This window comes from Pseudomonas ficuserectae, from assembly GCF_024584585.1.
Classification (GTDB): domain Bacteria; phylum Pseudomonadota; class Gammaproteobacteria; order Pseudomonadales; family Pseudomonadaceae; genus Aquipseudomonas; species Aquipseudomonas amygdali.
The window spans coordinates 2,810,251-2,824,665 of the sequence record NZ_CP085684.1 but is presented as its reverse complement, the minus strand read 5'-3'; the positions used below and the strand labels follow the sequence as shown (position 1 = coordinate 2,824,665).

Sequence of the window (14,415 nt, the reverse complement as noted above, 5' to 3'; positions counted from 1 at the left end):
CCGCAATCCAGCTTCTTATTGCAGCCTGAAGCTTGAAACGTGCAGCTAGAAAAACTCGATATAACGCTTCACTTCCCAGTCACTCACGTGGCGGCTGTACTCCACCCATTCCATGCGTTTGAGGCGGATGAACTCACCAACGATCTCGTTGCCCAGCACCTAGGCGAACAAAGGGTCGGCTTCGAGTGCATCGCAGGCTTCCTTGAGCGACTGCGGCAGGGTCTTGATGCCCCGTGCGGCGATTTCTTCCAGGCTCAATGTGTAAAGGTTCTCGTTACAGACGTGATCGATTTCCAGTTGCCGGTCGATGCCGTCCAGCCCTGCGGCGATGATCGCGGCGCTGACCAGATACGGGTTGCAACCGGCGTCCGGCAGGCGAAACTCCAGTCGGCCATAGGGCACCCGCACCATCGCCGAACGGTTGTTGGCGCCGAAGGCAATGAACGCTGGAGCCCAGGTCGCCCCCGACAGCGAGTTGCCGACCACCAGGCGTTTGTAGGAGTTGACCGTGGGTGCCGCGAAGGCACACAGCGCGGGGCCATGAGCCAGCAGGCCAGCCGCAAAGTGATAGGCCATCTTCGACAGGCCCATGCCGCTGGGGTCGCTGGCGTCGTGGAACAGGTTCTTGCTGCTGGCACTGGCGATCGACAGGTGGAAGTGCATGCCGTTGCCCGCACGCTTCGGATCGGGTTTGGGCATGAACGAGCAGATCATGCCCATGTCGTTGGCGATCTCCCCGGCCGCCATGCGGAAGAAAGTGAAGCGGTCCGCCGACTCCATGGCCTCGCTGTAGGTGTAATTGATCTCGAACTGGCCGTTGGCGTCTTCGTGATCGATCTGATAAATGTCGAAGCCCACCGGCTGTAGCGCCTCGGTCAAGCGCTCGAGAAACTCACGTGAACGCGACAGCCCCTTGTAGTCATAGCAAGGCTTGTCGAGGTTATCGCTGGCATCGACCATTTGCAGGCTGCCCGCAGCATCGCGCTTGAACAGGCTGAACTCGGGCTCCAGCCCGGTATTGAGGGTCCAGCCACGCTGGCTGAGGCGTTCGACCTGCTGCTGCAACACATAACGGCTGTCATAGGGCCACGGCTTGCCATCCACATGACCGATGCACACCACCCGCCCATACCCCTGCTGCCAAGGCACGGGGGTCAGCGACGACAGGTCGCCCCTGGCCATGAAGTCCGGGCCGTGGGGTTCCATGCCCATGCCGCAGATAGCGAAACCGGCGAACCCGGCACCGTCCTCTGCAACCATTTCCAGGCCCGTCACAGGAACCGACTTGGTCTTGGCCGAACCATGAATATCCACGAACTGAGCCAGCACGTACTTGATGCCGTGCTGTTCGATCAGGCGCTGTGTTTCGGGTGGCAACATGGGACGTGTCTCCTGGCATGGCAAAACGTTTCAGGGAAGGAGCGTTGTTTCACTACCCGCCGAGAATATATTCTGAGCAGGAAAGTTACTTTCCCTTCAGGAATGCAAAGCGCTTGCCAGTTTGGTATGCCAGCAAATCGAAGAGACGTTGAAGGGGCAATTCAGCTGTTTATATGGGAAACTCGTTTTCTCTCCGGGAATAATTTGCAACTGAAGTACGCCGATGACAGCGGCGAAATGCACATTCCCAGTGCGAAATAAAAATTATTGAACGGAAACTGTGCGCAGCCGATGAATATGCCGACCGAACCGCATCCGAAATTGAAGCTTGAGCAATACCTGGGTATTCAGATCAAACGCCAGCGCCAGGCTCAGGAGCTGAAGCTTGCCGACGTAGCGCGCATTGCCGGTATCAGCCAGGGCATGCTGAGCAAGATCGAGAACGCACAGGTGTCGACCAGTCTCGACAACCTCAGCCGTCTTTGCGACGTGCTGGGCATGCCCATGTCCAAGCTGTTCAGCCAGTACGATCAGCAAGGCAGCAGTGCACTGCTGGTGAAAGCCGATGAAGGGCTTGAGGTGGTAAGGCGCGGCACCGAGAAAGGCCACACCTATCACTTGCTCAACCATACCCGTGGGCCGAAGAAGAGTTTCGAGGCGTACATGGTGACGATGGACGATGCCAGCGAGGAGTTTCCGACCTTCTCACACCCCGGCACCGAGTTTCTCCACCTGCTCGAAGGCGAGCTGATCTACCGCCACGGCAATCAGCTGTATCCGATGCAGGCCGGTGACAGCCTGACCTTCGACGGCGACATTCCCCACGGTCCCGAGCAACTGGTGCAGGTGCCGATCAAGCTGCTGTCGATCATGAACTATGGTGCGCAGGGCGATTGAGGTCAGACCGGCAGCGGCGCGCCTGATGGCGCGCCGTGTCTACGGTGGTTACAGGTATTTCAACCAGCTGATATCGCGACGACGCGCCTTCAGCTCAGCGAACCAGCGCACGGCCGGAAACAGCAGCACCGCCAGTACCACCGAGGTCAGCCAGACACCCCATATGTGGTCGAAACCAAAGTACTTGCCCTGGTTGGTTCCCCAGATCGCTACGGCAATCAGGTACAGAATCTTCAGGACGTACAGGTGCAGCAGGTAGAAAAACATCGGTGCCGAGCCGAGCACCACCAAGGGCCGCAACCAGCTTTTTTCCTGACTGCGTTCGAAGGCGATGAGAATCAGCAGGCCGATCCCCAGCGTCAGGCTGATGAACAGCAATGACGGTGGGTATTTGGTGATGTTGAAGAAGCTCATGACCGTTTGCACACCGGTCTCGCCAACGCTCCACGGTTTTTCACCGTAGCCGTTGATCATGCGCAGGACCACAAAGCCCGACAGCGCTCCCCCACCCCACATCCACAGGTTTGCACGTCGTTTCGCCGCATCGTAACTACCGGCAAACCAAGGGCCTGCGGCGTAGCCCAGCGCGATAATGCCAATCCACGGCAATAACGGGTAAGAGGTACGGAAACGCAGGTTATCGGAGACCTCGATCCAGCCCCGATCATGCAGAATCGCCCACGGAATGTGCATGGCCGACTCGACACCGAAGTGCAGTGAGTCCAGCAGGTTATGCCCGGCAATGATCACCACGCCAATGACCACCAGCGCCCAGCGCGGCAGATACACCATCAGCGACAGCGCAACCATGCTCAGGCCGATGGCCCAGATCACTTGCAGGTAGATGATGGTCGGCGGGAACTGGAAGGTCCAGGCGAAGCTCACCAGGGTGAACTCCAGGGCAATGAGGAACAGCCCGCGCTTGAGCAGAAACGCCGACACGTCAGTCTTGCCCTGATATTTCTCGCCATACAGGTACGCCGAAAGCCCGGTCAGCAGAACGAACAGCGGCGCACATAAATGCGCCAGTGTGCGGCTGAAAAACAGGGCGGGCTCGGTGCTCGCGACCTCCATCGGGTCGAGGACCTGGCGGTGCAGGAAGAAGGTTTCCCGCACGTGGTCCAGCAGCATGAAGAGAATGATCAGCCCGCGCAGAGCATCGATAGAGCGCAGCCGTGATGCTGGCGCGCGGGTTGGTTGAACAACTGCTGTCATGAAAAATCCAGATCCGTAGCCGGAAGTGCAATGAGTCGATTGTGTTCTGTGTCAGAACTCGTTCTGAAGTGCCTTGTAGCCGCGCACCAGGTCAATGTTGGTGTGCGCCACGTCTTCGGAAAACTCCGAAGCCGAAATGCTCACCGGCGGGAATTGCGAGAGCTCAGTATTAGGCCCGATCCGGGTGGTGGACGGCACGTAAAAATTCTCCGGCAAATCGCGACCGTCGACCACCGAGTTGTGTCTGACCACACTGCCGGTGCCGACCTGGCAGTTGAACAGCACGCTGTTGAAGCCGATGAAGACGCGGTCTCCGACCATGCAAGGTCCGTGCACGATGGAGCGGTGGGCAATCGAGGTGAACTCGCCGATGGTCACCGCAGCACCCGATTTGGAGTGAATCACCACGCCATCCTGAATATTGGAATTGGCGCCGATGACAATCGGCTCCATGTCCCCTGTAGCGTCGACTTCGTCGGCGCGGATCACGGCATAGGGACCGACAAACACGTTGTCCTTGATGATCACCTTGCCGCAGATGATCGCGGTCTTATCGATGTAGGCGGATTCGGCGATGACAGGCAGATGGCCGGAAGGATTTTTACGGATCACGGTATGAAGCCTCAGGACAGGTAGTTGGAGGTCTGGGCGGCCGCATCGTGCGGATGCAGGCTTTCGAAGTGACGCACACTGACGCTGGAGGCTGCATAGCGGCCTTCCAGCGCTTGCTGGACCTTGCGCGCGGCGTCTTCGACGTACATCAGGTTCTGGCCGTTGAGCCGGGCAAATGCCTGCTCATCGGCACGCTTGACGGCGGTTTGTACCGGGGTGCCCAACGCCTGCTCGACCGCGTCGATCAGCGTCATCAGGCCCAGTTCGGTCGCCTGCTCTGCCACCCGCACCTGGACAGTAGCCACGCTGCGCTGGCTGTGCGGCGTGGCGAACGAGGCGTTCTCGCGCAGCCAGGTCGCAACCAGCATCGGGTCGACAAACGACTGCCTGCCAAAGCGTGCCGTAAAAGCCCCTTCCAGCAGTTGTCGAGACAGTGCAGCCGAGCACGGGCAGGTAGACGAGTAAATGATGTCGGCTGAAACATCGAGGCACAAACGACCGGCGTGCCATGTGGCGTCAAGCTTCACCGGGTAGGATTTCCAGCCGCTGAGCCCTTCGGTAATCAACGCCGGGCGACGGCACAGCAGATTGAAGCTCAGGGTGAGCCGGGCGCGGCTGGAATGGCAGTCCAGGTGACTTTCGACCATGGCTTCCATCAGCGCACCCAGCGTATCGGGGCTCAGTATCTGGTGCTCGGCATACCTGTCGAGGAGCCGGTAGAGCCGCGACATATGGATACCTTTGACACTCGGATCGGCCAGATCGACTTGCAGATCGACATGTGCATGGACCGGGTACCGGACGCCTGCTTCGGCCAGCCTGACGGGCACTTCGACGCCCTGCATGCCGACCCAGTCAAGTGAAACCAGGGCCGAGGAAACTTCCGTCAGGGCAACGTCTGGGAGGGAGTTGTTCATGTGCGTCAGTCGTCTCTTTGGCGAACCTCGCCGAGGGGGCGAAGCCTGATGTTGGCGGTTCACGGCCGCACAGCGTGCAGTCACAAATTCGTTACACTATAACATCATGCTTATGGACTTCATCAACCAAACGCTACCAGCCCGTTACAGCGCACCACCGACGCCACCTGCGTGTCAGGTCTTAGCCAGCTCCTCGATCAGAAAATCCCGAAAGGCCGCAACCGCTGCGGGCAGGTTGCGGCCGGCCATGCTTTGCAGTTCGATACGACGCGCCTTCATGCCTTCGTCGCTGATCGGCAGCGACTTGAGCTGTTTTTCGTGTGCGCGCTTGTCCAGCGTCATCTCGCTGGACAGGCTGATACCGCCCTCCTCACGCACAAACCGCAGTAGCGCGCCAATGTAATTGCTGGTCAGCACCGGATCGAACAGCAGGCCCTGCACCCCGCAACAGATGTCGAACAACTGGCGCAAGGTCGTGTCGGGATTGGTCAGGGCGATGGCATAGGGTTGCAGCTCGGCCAGCGAGACTTCGGTGCGTGAGGCCAGCGGATGGTTATGACTGACCACCGCGCAGATCGCGCCGCTGTGAATGTGCTCGACCTTGATCTCGTTCTGCGGTGTCAGGCTGAAGGTCAGACACAGGTCCGCATCCCCGGAGCGCACCCGCTCGGTGGCCTGCGCCGGAGCACAAACCTCCATCGAGAAATGGATACCCTGATACTGCCGCCGAAAACGCGCAATGCACTGCGGCAGAAAATCCAGGGCAAAGCCCTCCGAGCATGCGATGCGCACATGCCCACGCTGCAAGCCTTGCAGCTCGGTGATTTCCAGTACGACCTGCTCGGCTTCCAGCTGTGATTTGCGCGCATAGGCTGCCAAACGGATACCCGCCTCGCTAAGCATCATGCCGCGTGCCTGGCGCTCGAACAGCACGGCATCCAGCTCGCGCTCCAACTTGCTGATCTGCCGACTGACTGCCGAGGACGCGACATTGAGCCGTATCGACGCCTCGCTGATCGACCCGCAACGCGCCACTTCAAGGAAGTAGCGCAACGCGGTGGACTGTACGCCGTAGAGTTGCATCGCGGCTCCTGCGTTGCCTTTTCGGCAATGAAAGGTTCGAAATATTGTGCTTGTGGCATTGATACGCTTTGCCTAGAGTCATGTCGAGGCGCAACATCAATACAACCTAATCAAAAGAACACTGCAGCCTCGTTTCTCCCCTCTTCTCGCATTTGCGACCCCACTGCCCTTTGATACATCCACTTTGCCTTTTGGAGACGACGGCATGGGAATCAAGGGTTTCGCTCGCAGCATCGCGCTATTGAGCCTGTTCAGCAGTTTTTCCGCCCTGGCTGGCAAGGCCGACGACACACTGGTCTACGCCTCCGACAGCGAACCGGAGAACATCAGCCCCTATCACAACGACCTGCGCGAGGGCGTGATTCTCGGTCGCCTGATCTGGGACAACCTGGTCTATCGCAACCCGGACAATGGCGAGTACCAACCCATGCTCGCCACCAGCTGGAAGCAGGTCGACGACACCACCATCGATTTCCAGCTGCGCGAGGGCGTGAAGTTTCACAACGGCGATCCGTTCACGGCAGATGACGTGGTATTCACCCTCAATTACGTGGTATCGCCCGAATCCAAGGTGGTCACGGTACAAAACGTCGACTGGATCAAGAGTGCCGAAAAACTGGGTGACTACAGCGTACGCCTGCACCTGAAAAAGCCTTTCCCGCCTGCGCTGGAATACCTTTCCAACGCTGTGCCGATGTTCCCGAAAAAGTATTTCGAAGAGGTCGGGATGGCAGGCTTCAGCCGTAAACCAATTGGCACGGGGCCTTACAAGGTGACGGCCATTGCTACCGGTGAAGGCGTGAAGATGGACAAGAACCCAGATTACTTTCAGGGCAGCCCACAGGGCCAGCCGAAGATCGCTCACATCAATTTTCGCGTGATTGCCGATGCTGAAACACGTCTGGCCGAGCTGATGACCGGTGGCATCGACTGGACCTGGCGCGTAGCGCCGGATCAGGCCGAAAACCTCAAAGCCATGCCCAACCTGGTGGTCACCAGCGGCGCGACTATGCGTATCGGCTTTCTGATTCTGGATGCGCGCGGCACCTCCAGCGCCGACTCGCCGATGAAACACCTGAAAGTACGCCAGGCAATCAACTATGCGATCAACCGTGACGGTCTGGCCTCGCAACTGGTCGGTGGCGAAAGCAAACCATTGCAGGTCGCCTGCTACCCCGGTCAGTTCGGTTGCGACACCAGCGCAGCCACGGTCTACAACTATGACCCGGCCAAGGCCAAGGCGCTGCTCGCCGAAGCGGGTTACCCGAACGGCTTTGAAACCGAAATATTCGCCTACCGCGACCGCGACTACGTTGAAGCAATCATCGGCAACCTGCGTGCAGTCGGCATCAACGCCAAGCTGCGCTACCTCAAGTACGCGGCCCTGCGTGACCAGCAGCGTGGCGGCAAGGTGCCAATGTCTTTTCAGGCCTGGGGTTCGTTCTCGATTCTCGATACATCGGCCTCGGCCGGCACCTGGTTCAAGGGCAACCCGGACGACAACATCAAGGACCCGCAAGTCCAGGGCTGGCTGCAGACCGCCGACAATGCACTGGACCCGCAGGTGCGCAAGGACAATTACCGCAAGGCCTTGCAGCGCATCAGCGAACAGGCGTACTGGGCACCGTTGTTCAACTACTCGATGAACTACGCCTACGTCTCGGACCTGAACTTCAAGCCGTATCCGGACGAGCTGCCGCGCTTCGTACTGTCGAGCTGGAAATAGATCGTTAGTGAAGTTATTTGGCGAGACCTGCTGTGAGGTACGTGACGCGCCTTGCAGCATCGTCAGCCAACCCGTCATTCCCTGAACACAAGGTCACTTGCCATGTTCGGATTTCTCTTGCGCCGCCTGGGCATTGCCCTGTGCGTAGCGATCACCGTGTCGGTGATCAGCTTTTCCCTGCTGCACCTGTCCGGCGACCTGGCCACCGCCATCGGCGGGCCGGAAGCCAGCAGCGAGCAGATCGAACAGATCCGTGTGCAATACGGCCTCAACAAACCATTGGTGACCCAGTATTTCGAATGGTTGGCCGACGTGGTACGCCTGGATCTGGGTGACTCGTTCTTCTTTCAGGAATCGGTCTACAACCTGATCGCCTCGCGCCTGTCGATTACCCTCGGGCTGGGCGCAATGGCCCTGAGCATTGCGCTGCTGATTGCCATTCCGTTGGGCGTACTGGCCGCCGTGAAGCGCGACACGTGGATTGATCGCCTGGCGCTGAGCATCGCGGTACTGGGTCAGGCGATGCCGAGTTTCTGGTTTGCGCTGATGCTGATCGTGGTGTTCTCGGTCACCCTGAAATGGCTGCCGGTATCGGGCAACTCGACCTGGGCGCACTTCGTCATGCCTGCCATCGCGCTGGGTTATTACGCCACACCGGCGATCATGCGCCTGACTCGCGCCGGCATGCTCGACGTGCTCAATTCCGATTACATCCGCACAGCGCGTGCCAAGGGCCTGCGCCCCGCCACCGTGCTGTTCAAGCATGCGTTGCGCAACGCGTTGATCCCGGTGGTGGCACTGGCCGCCGTGGAGTTCGGCTTCATGCTTGGCGGCTCGGTGGTCATTGAAACAGTGTTCTCGCTGCAAGGCATCGGCCAACTGGCCTGGGATGCGATTGCCCGTGACGACTTCCCGTTGGTGCAGGCGGTCGTGCTGTTGATCGCGGTGATCTACATCGTCCTCACCCTGCTGGCCGACGTGCTCAACGCATTGCTCGACCCGCGCATTCGCGTGAAATAGGAGGCCACATGAGCACAACCACCTCATCGCCGCTGCTGATCAACGATTACCAGCCACCGGCGCGCAGTGTCTGGCGCACCCTGCGCAACAGCTTCGCGCACCGCGGTTTTGCCATCGACGCGGTGTTGTTGCTGATCATCCTGTTCGGCGCACTGTTCGCCCCCTGGCTGGCCCCTACGACCCTTACACGCAGGATGTAATGCTGCGCATGAAACCACCGGTATGGATGGCCAACGGCACCTGGGACTATGTGCTGGGCACCGACAAACTGGGCCGCGATTACTTGTCACGCCTGCTGTACGGCGCACGCATCTCGCTATTCATCGGTTTCTCGGCGGCGCTCATCTCTGGCGTCATCGGCACCATCATGGGCCTGCTGGCCGGCTACTTCGGCGGCAAGACCGACGCTGTAATCAGCTACCTGATCACCACGCGCCTGGCAATGCCAGTGGTGATGATCGCACTGGCCTCTGCATCGCTGATCGGTGGCTCGCTGAAAGTGGTGATCGTGCTGCTTGGCTGCCTGCTCTGGGACCGCTTTGCCGTGGTGGTCCGCGCTGCTGTGCAGCAGATCCGCGACGCTGAATACGTTGCCTCGGCCCAGGCGCTGGGCTGCTCGACGCTGCGCATTCTGGCCAGCGAAATTCTGCCTAATCTGGTCGGCGCACTGATCGTGGTTGCCACGCTGGAGATGGCCCACGCGATCCTTCTGGAATCGGCGCTGTCGTTCCTCGGGGTCGGCGTACAGCCACCGATTCCGTCCTGGGGCCTGATGATCGCCGAAGGCAAACCGTACATGTTCTTTTCCCCTTGGGTTATCGCGATTCCCGGCATCGCCCTGATGGTGCTGGTGCTGGGCATCAATCTGGTCGGTGACGGCCTGCGCGACCTGATCCTGCCCGACGGGCGCAACTGACAGAGGAGATACGCACATGGCGCTGTTGCATGTTGAAAACCTGCGTGTCGAGATTCCTCTCGGCCAAGACACGCTGCACGCAGTGCGCGGCCTGGATTTTCAGGTCGAGCGCGGCGAAATGCTGTGCATCGTCGGCGAGTCCGGCTGCGGCAAATCCCTGACTTCGCTGGCACTCATGGACCTGCTGCCGCGCAAGGCCCGGCGTACCGCAACGACGCTGAGCCTGGACGGTATCGATATGCTGACCCAGAGCGAGCGGCAGATGTGCGACCTGCGCGGCAACCGCCTGGCGATGATCTTTCAGGAGCCGATGACCTCTCTGAACCCGGCCTACAGCATCGGCGATCAGCTCAGCGAAGTGCTCACCCGACACCGCAAGGTGTCCCGCAAGGAGGCACTGCAGCGCGCCGCGCAGATGCTCGAAAAAGTCGGGATCAGCAACGCCAGCGAACGCCTGCGTCAGTATCCACATCAATTGTCGGGCGGCCTGCGCCAGCGGGTGATCATCGCCATGGCACTGATGTGCGAACCGGACGTGATCATCGCCGACGAGCCGACCACCGCACTGGACGTGACCATTCAGGCACAGATCCTGCGCCTGATCCGCGACATTCAGAAGGAGCTGGGTCTGGCCGTGATCTTCATCACCCACGACCTGGGGCTGGTGGCACGTATCGCCGACCGGGTTGCGGTGATGTACGCCGGACAGATCGTCGAAACCGCCCCGGCGGTCGAGTTGTTCGAGAACCCGCAACACCCCTATACCCGCGGCTTGCTGGCGAGCATACCGATCCCCGGACGCACTCAACCGGGTCAGCCGCTGGGTTCGATTCCGGGGCTGGTGCCCAGCCTGGTGGGCGAGCAACACGGCTGTGCATTTCGCAATCGCTGCTCGCTGGCAATCCCGGCCTGCGCCGAAGACGTGCCGCCAATCAATAGCCAGGACCACATGACCCGCTGCCTGTTTGCTTCAACGGGCGAAGAAACTGTATTGCACCGTGAGGGCATGACGTCATGAATAATCAGGCCCTTAACACGAGCGTCAAAAAAGACATTGCTCTGGAGCTGTGCGACATCCGTCGCGAATTCAGCATCAGCCGTGGCTTTTTCAAACCCAATGCCACTTTGAAAGCAGTCGACGGAGTGTCACTGCGCCTGATGCGCGGCGAAACCCTCGGGCTGGTCGGCGAATCGGGATGCGGCAAGAGCACCCTGGCCAAGATGCTGCTGGGCCTGCTCGCGCCCAGCAGCGGCGATGTACTGGTCAATGGCAAACACCTCGCCGGAACCGACCGCAAGGAGATGGCACGGCGCATCCAGCCGATCTTTCAGGATCCTTACTCGTCGCTCAACCCGCGCAAGACCCTGCGCGAAATCGTCACTCTGCCGCTGATCGTGCATGACATCGGCACCCATACCGAACGTCGCCAGCGTGCCGAGGCGATGATGGACGTGGTCGGCTTGCCCAAGCGCGTGATCGACAGTTACCCGAGCCAGCTTTCCGGTGGCCAGCGCCAGCGGGTAGCGATTGCCCGGGCCCTGGTGATGCGCCCGGATGTGTTGATTTGCGACGAGCCGACCTCGGCACTCGACGTTTCGGTGCAGGCGCAAATTCTTAATCTGCTACAGGACCTGAAACAGGAATTCGGGCTGACGTACCTGCTGATCAGCCACAACCTGGCCGTCATCGAACACCTCGCCGACCGCGTCGCGGTGATGTACCTGGGGCGGATTGTCGAAGAGCGCAGCCGCGAATCGCTGTTCGCCAGACCCGGTCATCCCTACACGCAAGCGTTGCTGGACTCGGTACTGACCCCTGACCCGCATCTGGGCATTCCCGATCTGGGTTTGCACGGGACCTTCCCCAATCCTATGTCGCCGCCATCCGGCTGTGCCTTTCACCCGCGCTGCCCGGCCTGCATGGCGGTGTGCAAGGAGAAGTCTCCGGTGACTGGCCGCATGGAAGGCGGAACCGTGCGCTGCCACCTGCGCGACACCTCGAAAACCCTGGAGCTGATGCCCTCATGAGTAGCCGTTCGCACGCCATCGAAAACGTCACTGAACAGTTCGACAACGGCGCATTTTTCGCCCTGCTTGGCGAAAGCGTCGCCTATCCGACCCAGAGCCAGGAGGCCGAGAGCCTGCCGGAGCTTTATCGCTATCTGCACGAATTCATTACACCGCATGTCGAGCGTCTGGGTTTCAGCGTGGCGGTGCATGACAACCCGGTCGCCTGGCGTGGCCCCCTAATGATCGCGACCCGTATCGAAGACCCGGCCCTGCCGACCCTGCTCAGTTATGGTCATGGCGATGTGGTTCGCGGTTATGACGCGCAGTGGCAACCGGGCTTGTCGCCGTGGCAGGTCATCGAACGTGGCGAACGCTGGTACGGGCGTGGCACTGCGGACAACAAGGGCCAGCACCTGATCAACCTGACCGCTCTGGAGCAGACCCTCAAGGCACGCGACGGCAAGCTGGGTTTCAACGTCAAACTGCTGCTGGAAATGGGCGAAGAAGACGGCTCGCCGGGTCTTGGCGCGTTCTGCCAGGCCCACGCAGAAGAACTCGCCGCAGACATTTTCATCGCCTCCGACGGCCCACGCCTGGCAGCGGCGCGCCCTACCCTGTTTCTTGGCTCGCGCGGGGTGTTCAACTTCGAGCTGACGGTGAACCTGCGTGAAGGCGCGCACCATTCCGGCAACTGGGGCGGGCTGCTGGCCAACCCAGGCATCATTCTGGCCAACGCAATTGCCAGCATGGTCGATGCGCATGGCCGGGTGAAAGTCGCGGGCCTGATGCCGACAGCCATCCCCGATGCCGTGCGTACTGCGTTGGCGGATATCGAGGTCGGCGGCCCCGGCGACCCGGACATCGACGCTGGCTGGGGCGACCCGGCGCTGTCGCTCAGCGAAAAAGTTTTCGGCTGGAACACCCTCGACGTTCTCGCCTTCAAGACCGGCAACCCGGACGCCCCGGTACACGCCATTCCCGGTAAAGCGCACGCGTTATGCCACATTCGCTTTGTGGTCGACAGCGATTACAACGCGTTCATTCCCGCCGTGCGTGCACACCTGGATGCGCACGGTTTCACCCAGGTCGAAGTCCGTCAGACGCGCATGGACGTAATGCACGCCACGCGCCTGTCACCCGACAGCCCGTGGGTCGGTTGGGCACTGGCATCGCTGGCCGTCACCACCGGCAAGAAGCCGGCACTGCTGCCCAATCTGGGCGGCTCGCTGCCCAATGACGTGTTCGCTGAAGTGCTGGGCCTGCCGACTGTCTGGGTGCCACACTCGTACCCGGCGTGCTCACAACATGCCCCCGACGAGCATTTGCTGGCACCGGTGGTCAAAGAAAGTCTGCAAATCATGGCCGGACTGTTCTGGGACCTGGGAACGGACGGCGTACGGCTGACCCGCGAGCATCGGATACAGGAGCTGAGTGAATGAATGAGGCACAACGGCAGGCCACCGACTGGCTGAGCGGGCAGTACGAGGCAATGGAGAAGCTGTTGCAGAGCCTGGTCGATACCGACTCCAACAGTTACGACAAGGCCGGAGTGGATGCGGTCGGCGAACTGCTCGCCGCGCAATTGCTGGCCGACGGGATCAGCGTCGAACGTATCCCGGTTGACGGTTTCGGCGATGTGCTGCTGGCTGAATTGCCAGGCGGCCCCGGCAAGCCGGTGCTGCTGCTCGGCCATCGCGACACGGTATTTCCCAAAGGCACCACGTCCACTCGCGGCTATACCAAAGATGCCGAACTGGCCTATGGCCCTGGCGTGGCCGATATGAAAGGCGGACTGGTGCTGAACTGCTTTGCGCTGAAAGCGTTGAAGCGCATCGGCCCGCTGCCGTTTCCAGTACAGATCCTCTATACCGGCGACGAAGAAATCGGCTCGGCCAGCGCTCGTGTTCACATCGAAAGATACGCCCGCCAGGCTCGCGCGGTGCTCAACCCGGAACCGGGACGCGCCAGCGGCAACGTGGTCAGTGCCCGCAAAGGCGGTGCCACGCTGATCATCGAAGTCAGCGGCCGCGCGGCGCATTCCGGGGTCAATCACGCCGACGGTGCCAGCGCGATTCAGGCGCTGGCGCACAAGGTGATCAAGCTGCATGCGTTGACCGACTACGCAGCGGGCATTACCACAAACGTCGGCTTGATCTCGGGCGGCACCTCCAGCAACACCGTTGCACCCAGCGCCACGGCGAAGCTTGATGTGCGCTTTGTCGAACTGCGCCAATGGGATGAAATTCTCGCCGCCGTCCAGGCCATTGTCGCCGAAGAGGAACTGCCCGGCACATCGGCCAGACTGCTGGAAGCCACGACCTTCCTGCCCATGGAAGCCCGGCACAGCACCGAACTGCTGAGTATTTATCAAGGTCTCGCGCAGGAACTGGGTTTCAGCGTGGAAGGTGAGTTCACCGGCGGCTGCGCCGACTCGGGCTTCACCGCCAGCCTGGGTATCCCTACGCTGTGCGGCCTCGGCCCGGTCGGCGGCAAGGTACACACCGACCGTGAGTATCTGGAGCTTGATACCCTGGTGCCCAGAGGCCAGGCGCTGGTCGCGACGATACTGGCGTTGGGGGATGGTTGAAGAGACTGCCAACGTGCGCCCGACCTGGAAAAAGAGGCGCGACGCAGGTGTG

General features: G+C 60.6%; 11 protein-coding genes and 2 pseudogenes. 8 read left to right on the top strand and 5 right to left on the bottom strand.

Annotated features, from left to right (window positions below):
* Positions 1-45: 45 nt before the first annotated feature.
* A pseudogene (glnT, locus tag LJU29_RS12400) lies at positions 46-1,380 on the bottom strand (type III glutamate--ammonia ligase).
* Positions 1,381-1,671: 291 nt separating this feature from the next.
* Between glnT and LJU29_RS12395 the strand changes: the two are divergent.
* Positions 1,672-2,277, top strand: a complete 606-nt coding sequence (locus LJU29_RS12395) for a helix-turn-helix domain-containing protein (RefSeq protein WP_004665568.1) — start codon at positions 1,672-1,674, stop codon at positions 2,275-2,277.
* A gap of 48 nt (positions 2,278-2,325) precedes the next feature.
* Here LJU29_RS12395 and LJU29_RS12390 read toward each other — a convergent pair whose 3' ends face one another.
* The 4 genes from LJU29_RS12390 to LJU29_RS12375 form a co-directional block, all read right to left on the bottom strand.
* Positions 2,326-3,492: an acetyltransferase domain-containing protein gene (locus LJU29_RS12390; RefSeq protein ID WP_005744228.1), complete on the bottom strand. Its 1,167-nt coding sequence runs from the start codon at positions 3,490-3,492 to the stop codon at positions 2,326-2,328.
* 51 nt (positions 3,493-3,543) lie between these two features.
* Positions 3,544-4,104, bottom strand: a complete 561-nt coding sequence (locus LJU29_RS12385) for a gamma carbonic anhydrase family protein (protein ID WP_005744229.1) — start codon at positions 4,102-4,104, stop codon at positions 3,544-3,546.
* Positions 4,105-4,115: 11 nt separating this feature from the next.
* Positions 4,116-5,021 (bottom strand): GTP cyclohydrolase FolE2, encoded by a 906-nt coding sequence (gene folE2, locus LJU29_RS12380; RefSeq protein ID WP_257112480.1) that lies wholly within the window; start codon positions 5,019-5,021, stop codon positions 4,116-4,118.
* 174 nt (positions 5,022-5,195) lie between these two features.
* Positions 5,196-6,104: a LysR substrate-binding domain-containing protein gene (locus LJU29_RS12375; protein WP_004667697.1), complete on the bottom strand. Its 909-nt coding sequence runs from the start codon at positions 6,102-6,104 to the stop codon at positions 5,196-5,198.
* Positions 6,105-6,309: 205 nt separating this feature from the next.
* Between LJU29_RS12375 and LJU29_RS12370 the strand changes: the two genes are divergently transcribed.
* From LJU29_RS12370 to LJU29_RS12340, 7 genes and pseudogenes are all read left to right on the top strand, one after another.
* Complete coding sequence (locus LJU29_RS12370; RefSeq protein WP_005779677.1) at positions 6,310-7,830, top strand: ABC transporter substrate-binding protein; 1,521 nt, start codon at positions 6,310-6,312, stop codon at positions 7,828-7,830.
* A 102-nt stretch (positions 7,831-7,932) separates the two neighbouring features.
* Positions 7,933-8,850 carry an ABC transporter permease gene (locus LJU29_RS12365; RefSeq protein ID WP_257112479.1) on the top strand — a complete coding sequence of 306 codons (918 nt, stop codon included), beginning with the start codon at positions 7,933-7,935 and terminating at the stop codon, positions 8,848-8,850.
* 8 nt (positions 8,851-8,858) lie between these two features.
* A pseudogene (locus tag LJU29_RS12360) lies at positions 8,859-9,766 on the top strand (ABC transporter permease).
* Between the two features lie 16 nt (positions 9,767-9,782).
* The gene (locus LJU29_RS12355; RefSeq protein WP_005757495.1) at positions 9,783-10,784 is read left to right on the top strand and encodes an ABC transporter ATP-binding protein; all 1,002 of its coding nucleotides are present in this window, start codon (positions 9,783-9,785) and stop codon (positions 10,782-10,784) included.
* A complete protein-coding gene (locus tag LJU29_RS12350) occupies positions 10,781-11,794 on the top strand; it encodes an ABC transporter ATP-binding protein (RefSeq protein ID WP_005757498.1) in 1,014 nt (337 codons plus the stop codon). The genes LJU29_RS12355 and LJU29_RS12350 overlap by 4 nt, the downstream gene beginning before the upstream one ends.
* Positions 11,791-13,215, top strand: coding sequence for a M20 family metallopeptidase (locus LJU29_RS12345; RefSeq protein ID WP_257112478.1), 1,425 nt, complete (start codon positions 11,791-11,793; stop codon positions 13,213-13,215). Before LJU29_RS12350 ends, LJU29_RS12345 begins: the two co-directional genes overlap by 4 nt.
* On the top strand, positions 13,212-14,363 hold the full coding sequence (locus LJU29_RS12340; RefSeq protein WP_257112477.1) for a M20 family metallopeptidase: 1,152 nt from the start codon (positions 13,212-13,214) through the stop codon (positions 14,361-14,363). The genes LJU29_RS12345 and LJU29_RS12340 overlap by 4 nt, the downstream gene beginning before the upstream one ends.
* Positions 14,364-14,415: the final 52 nt, after the last annotated feature.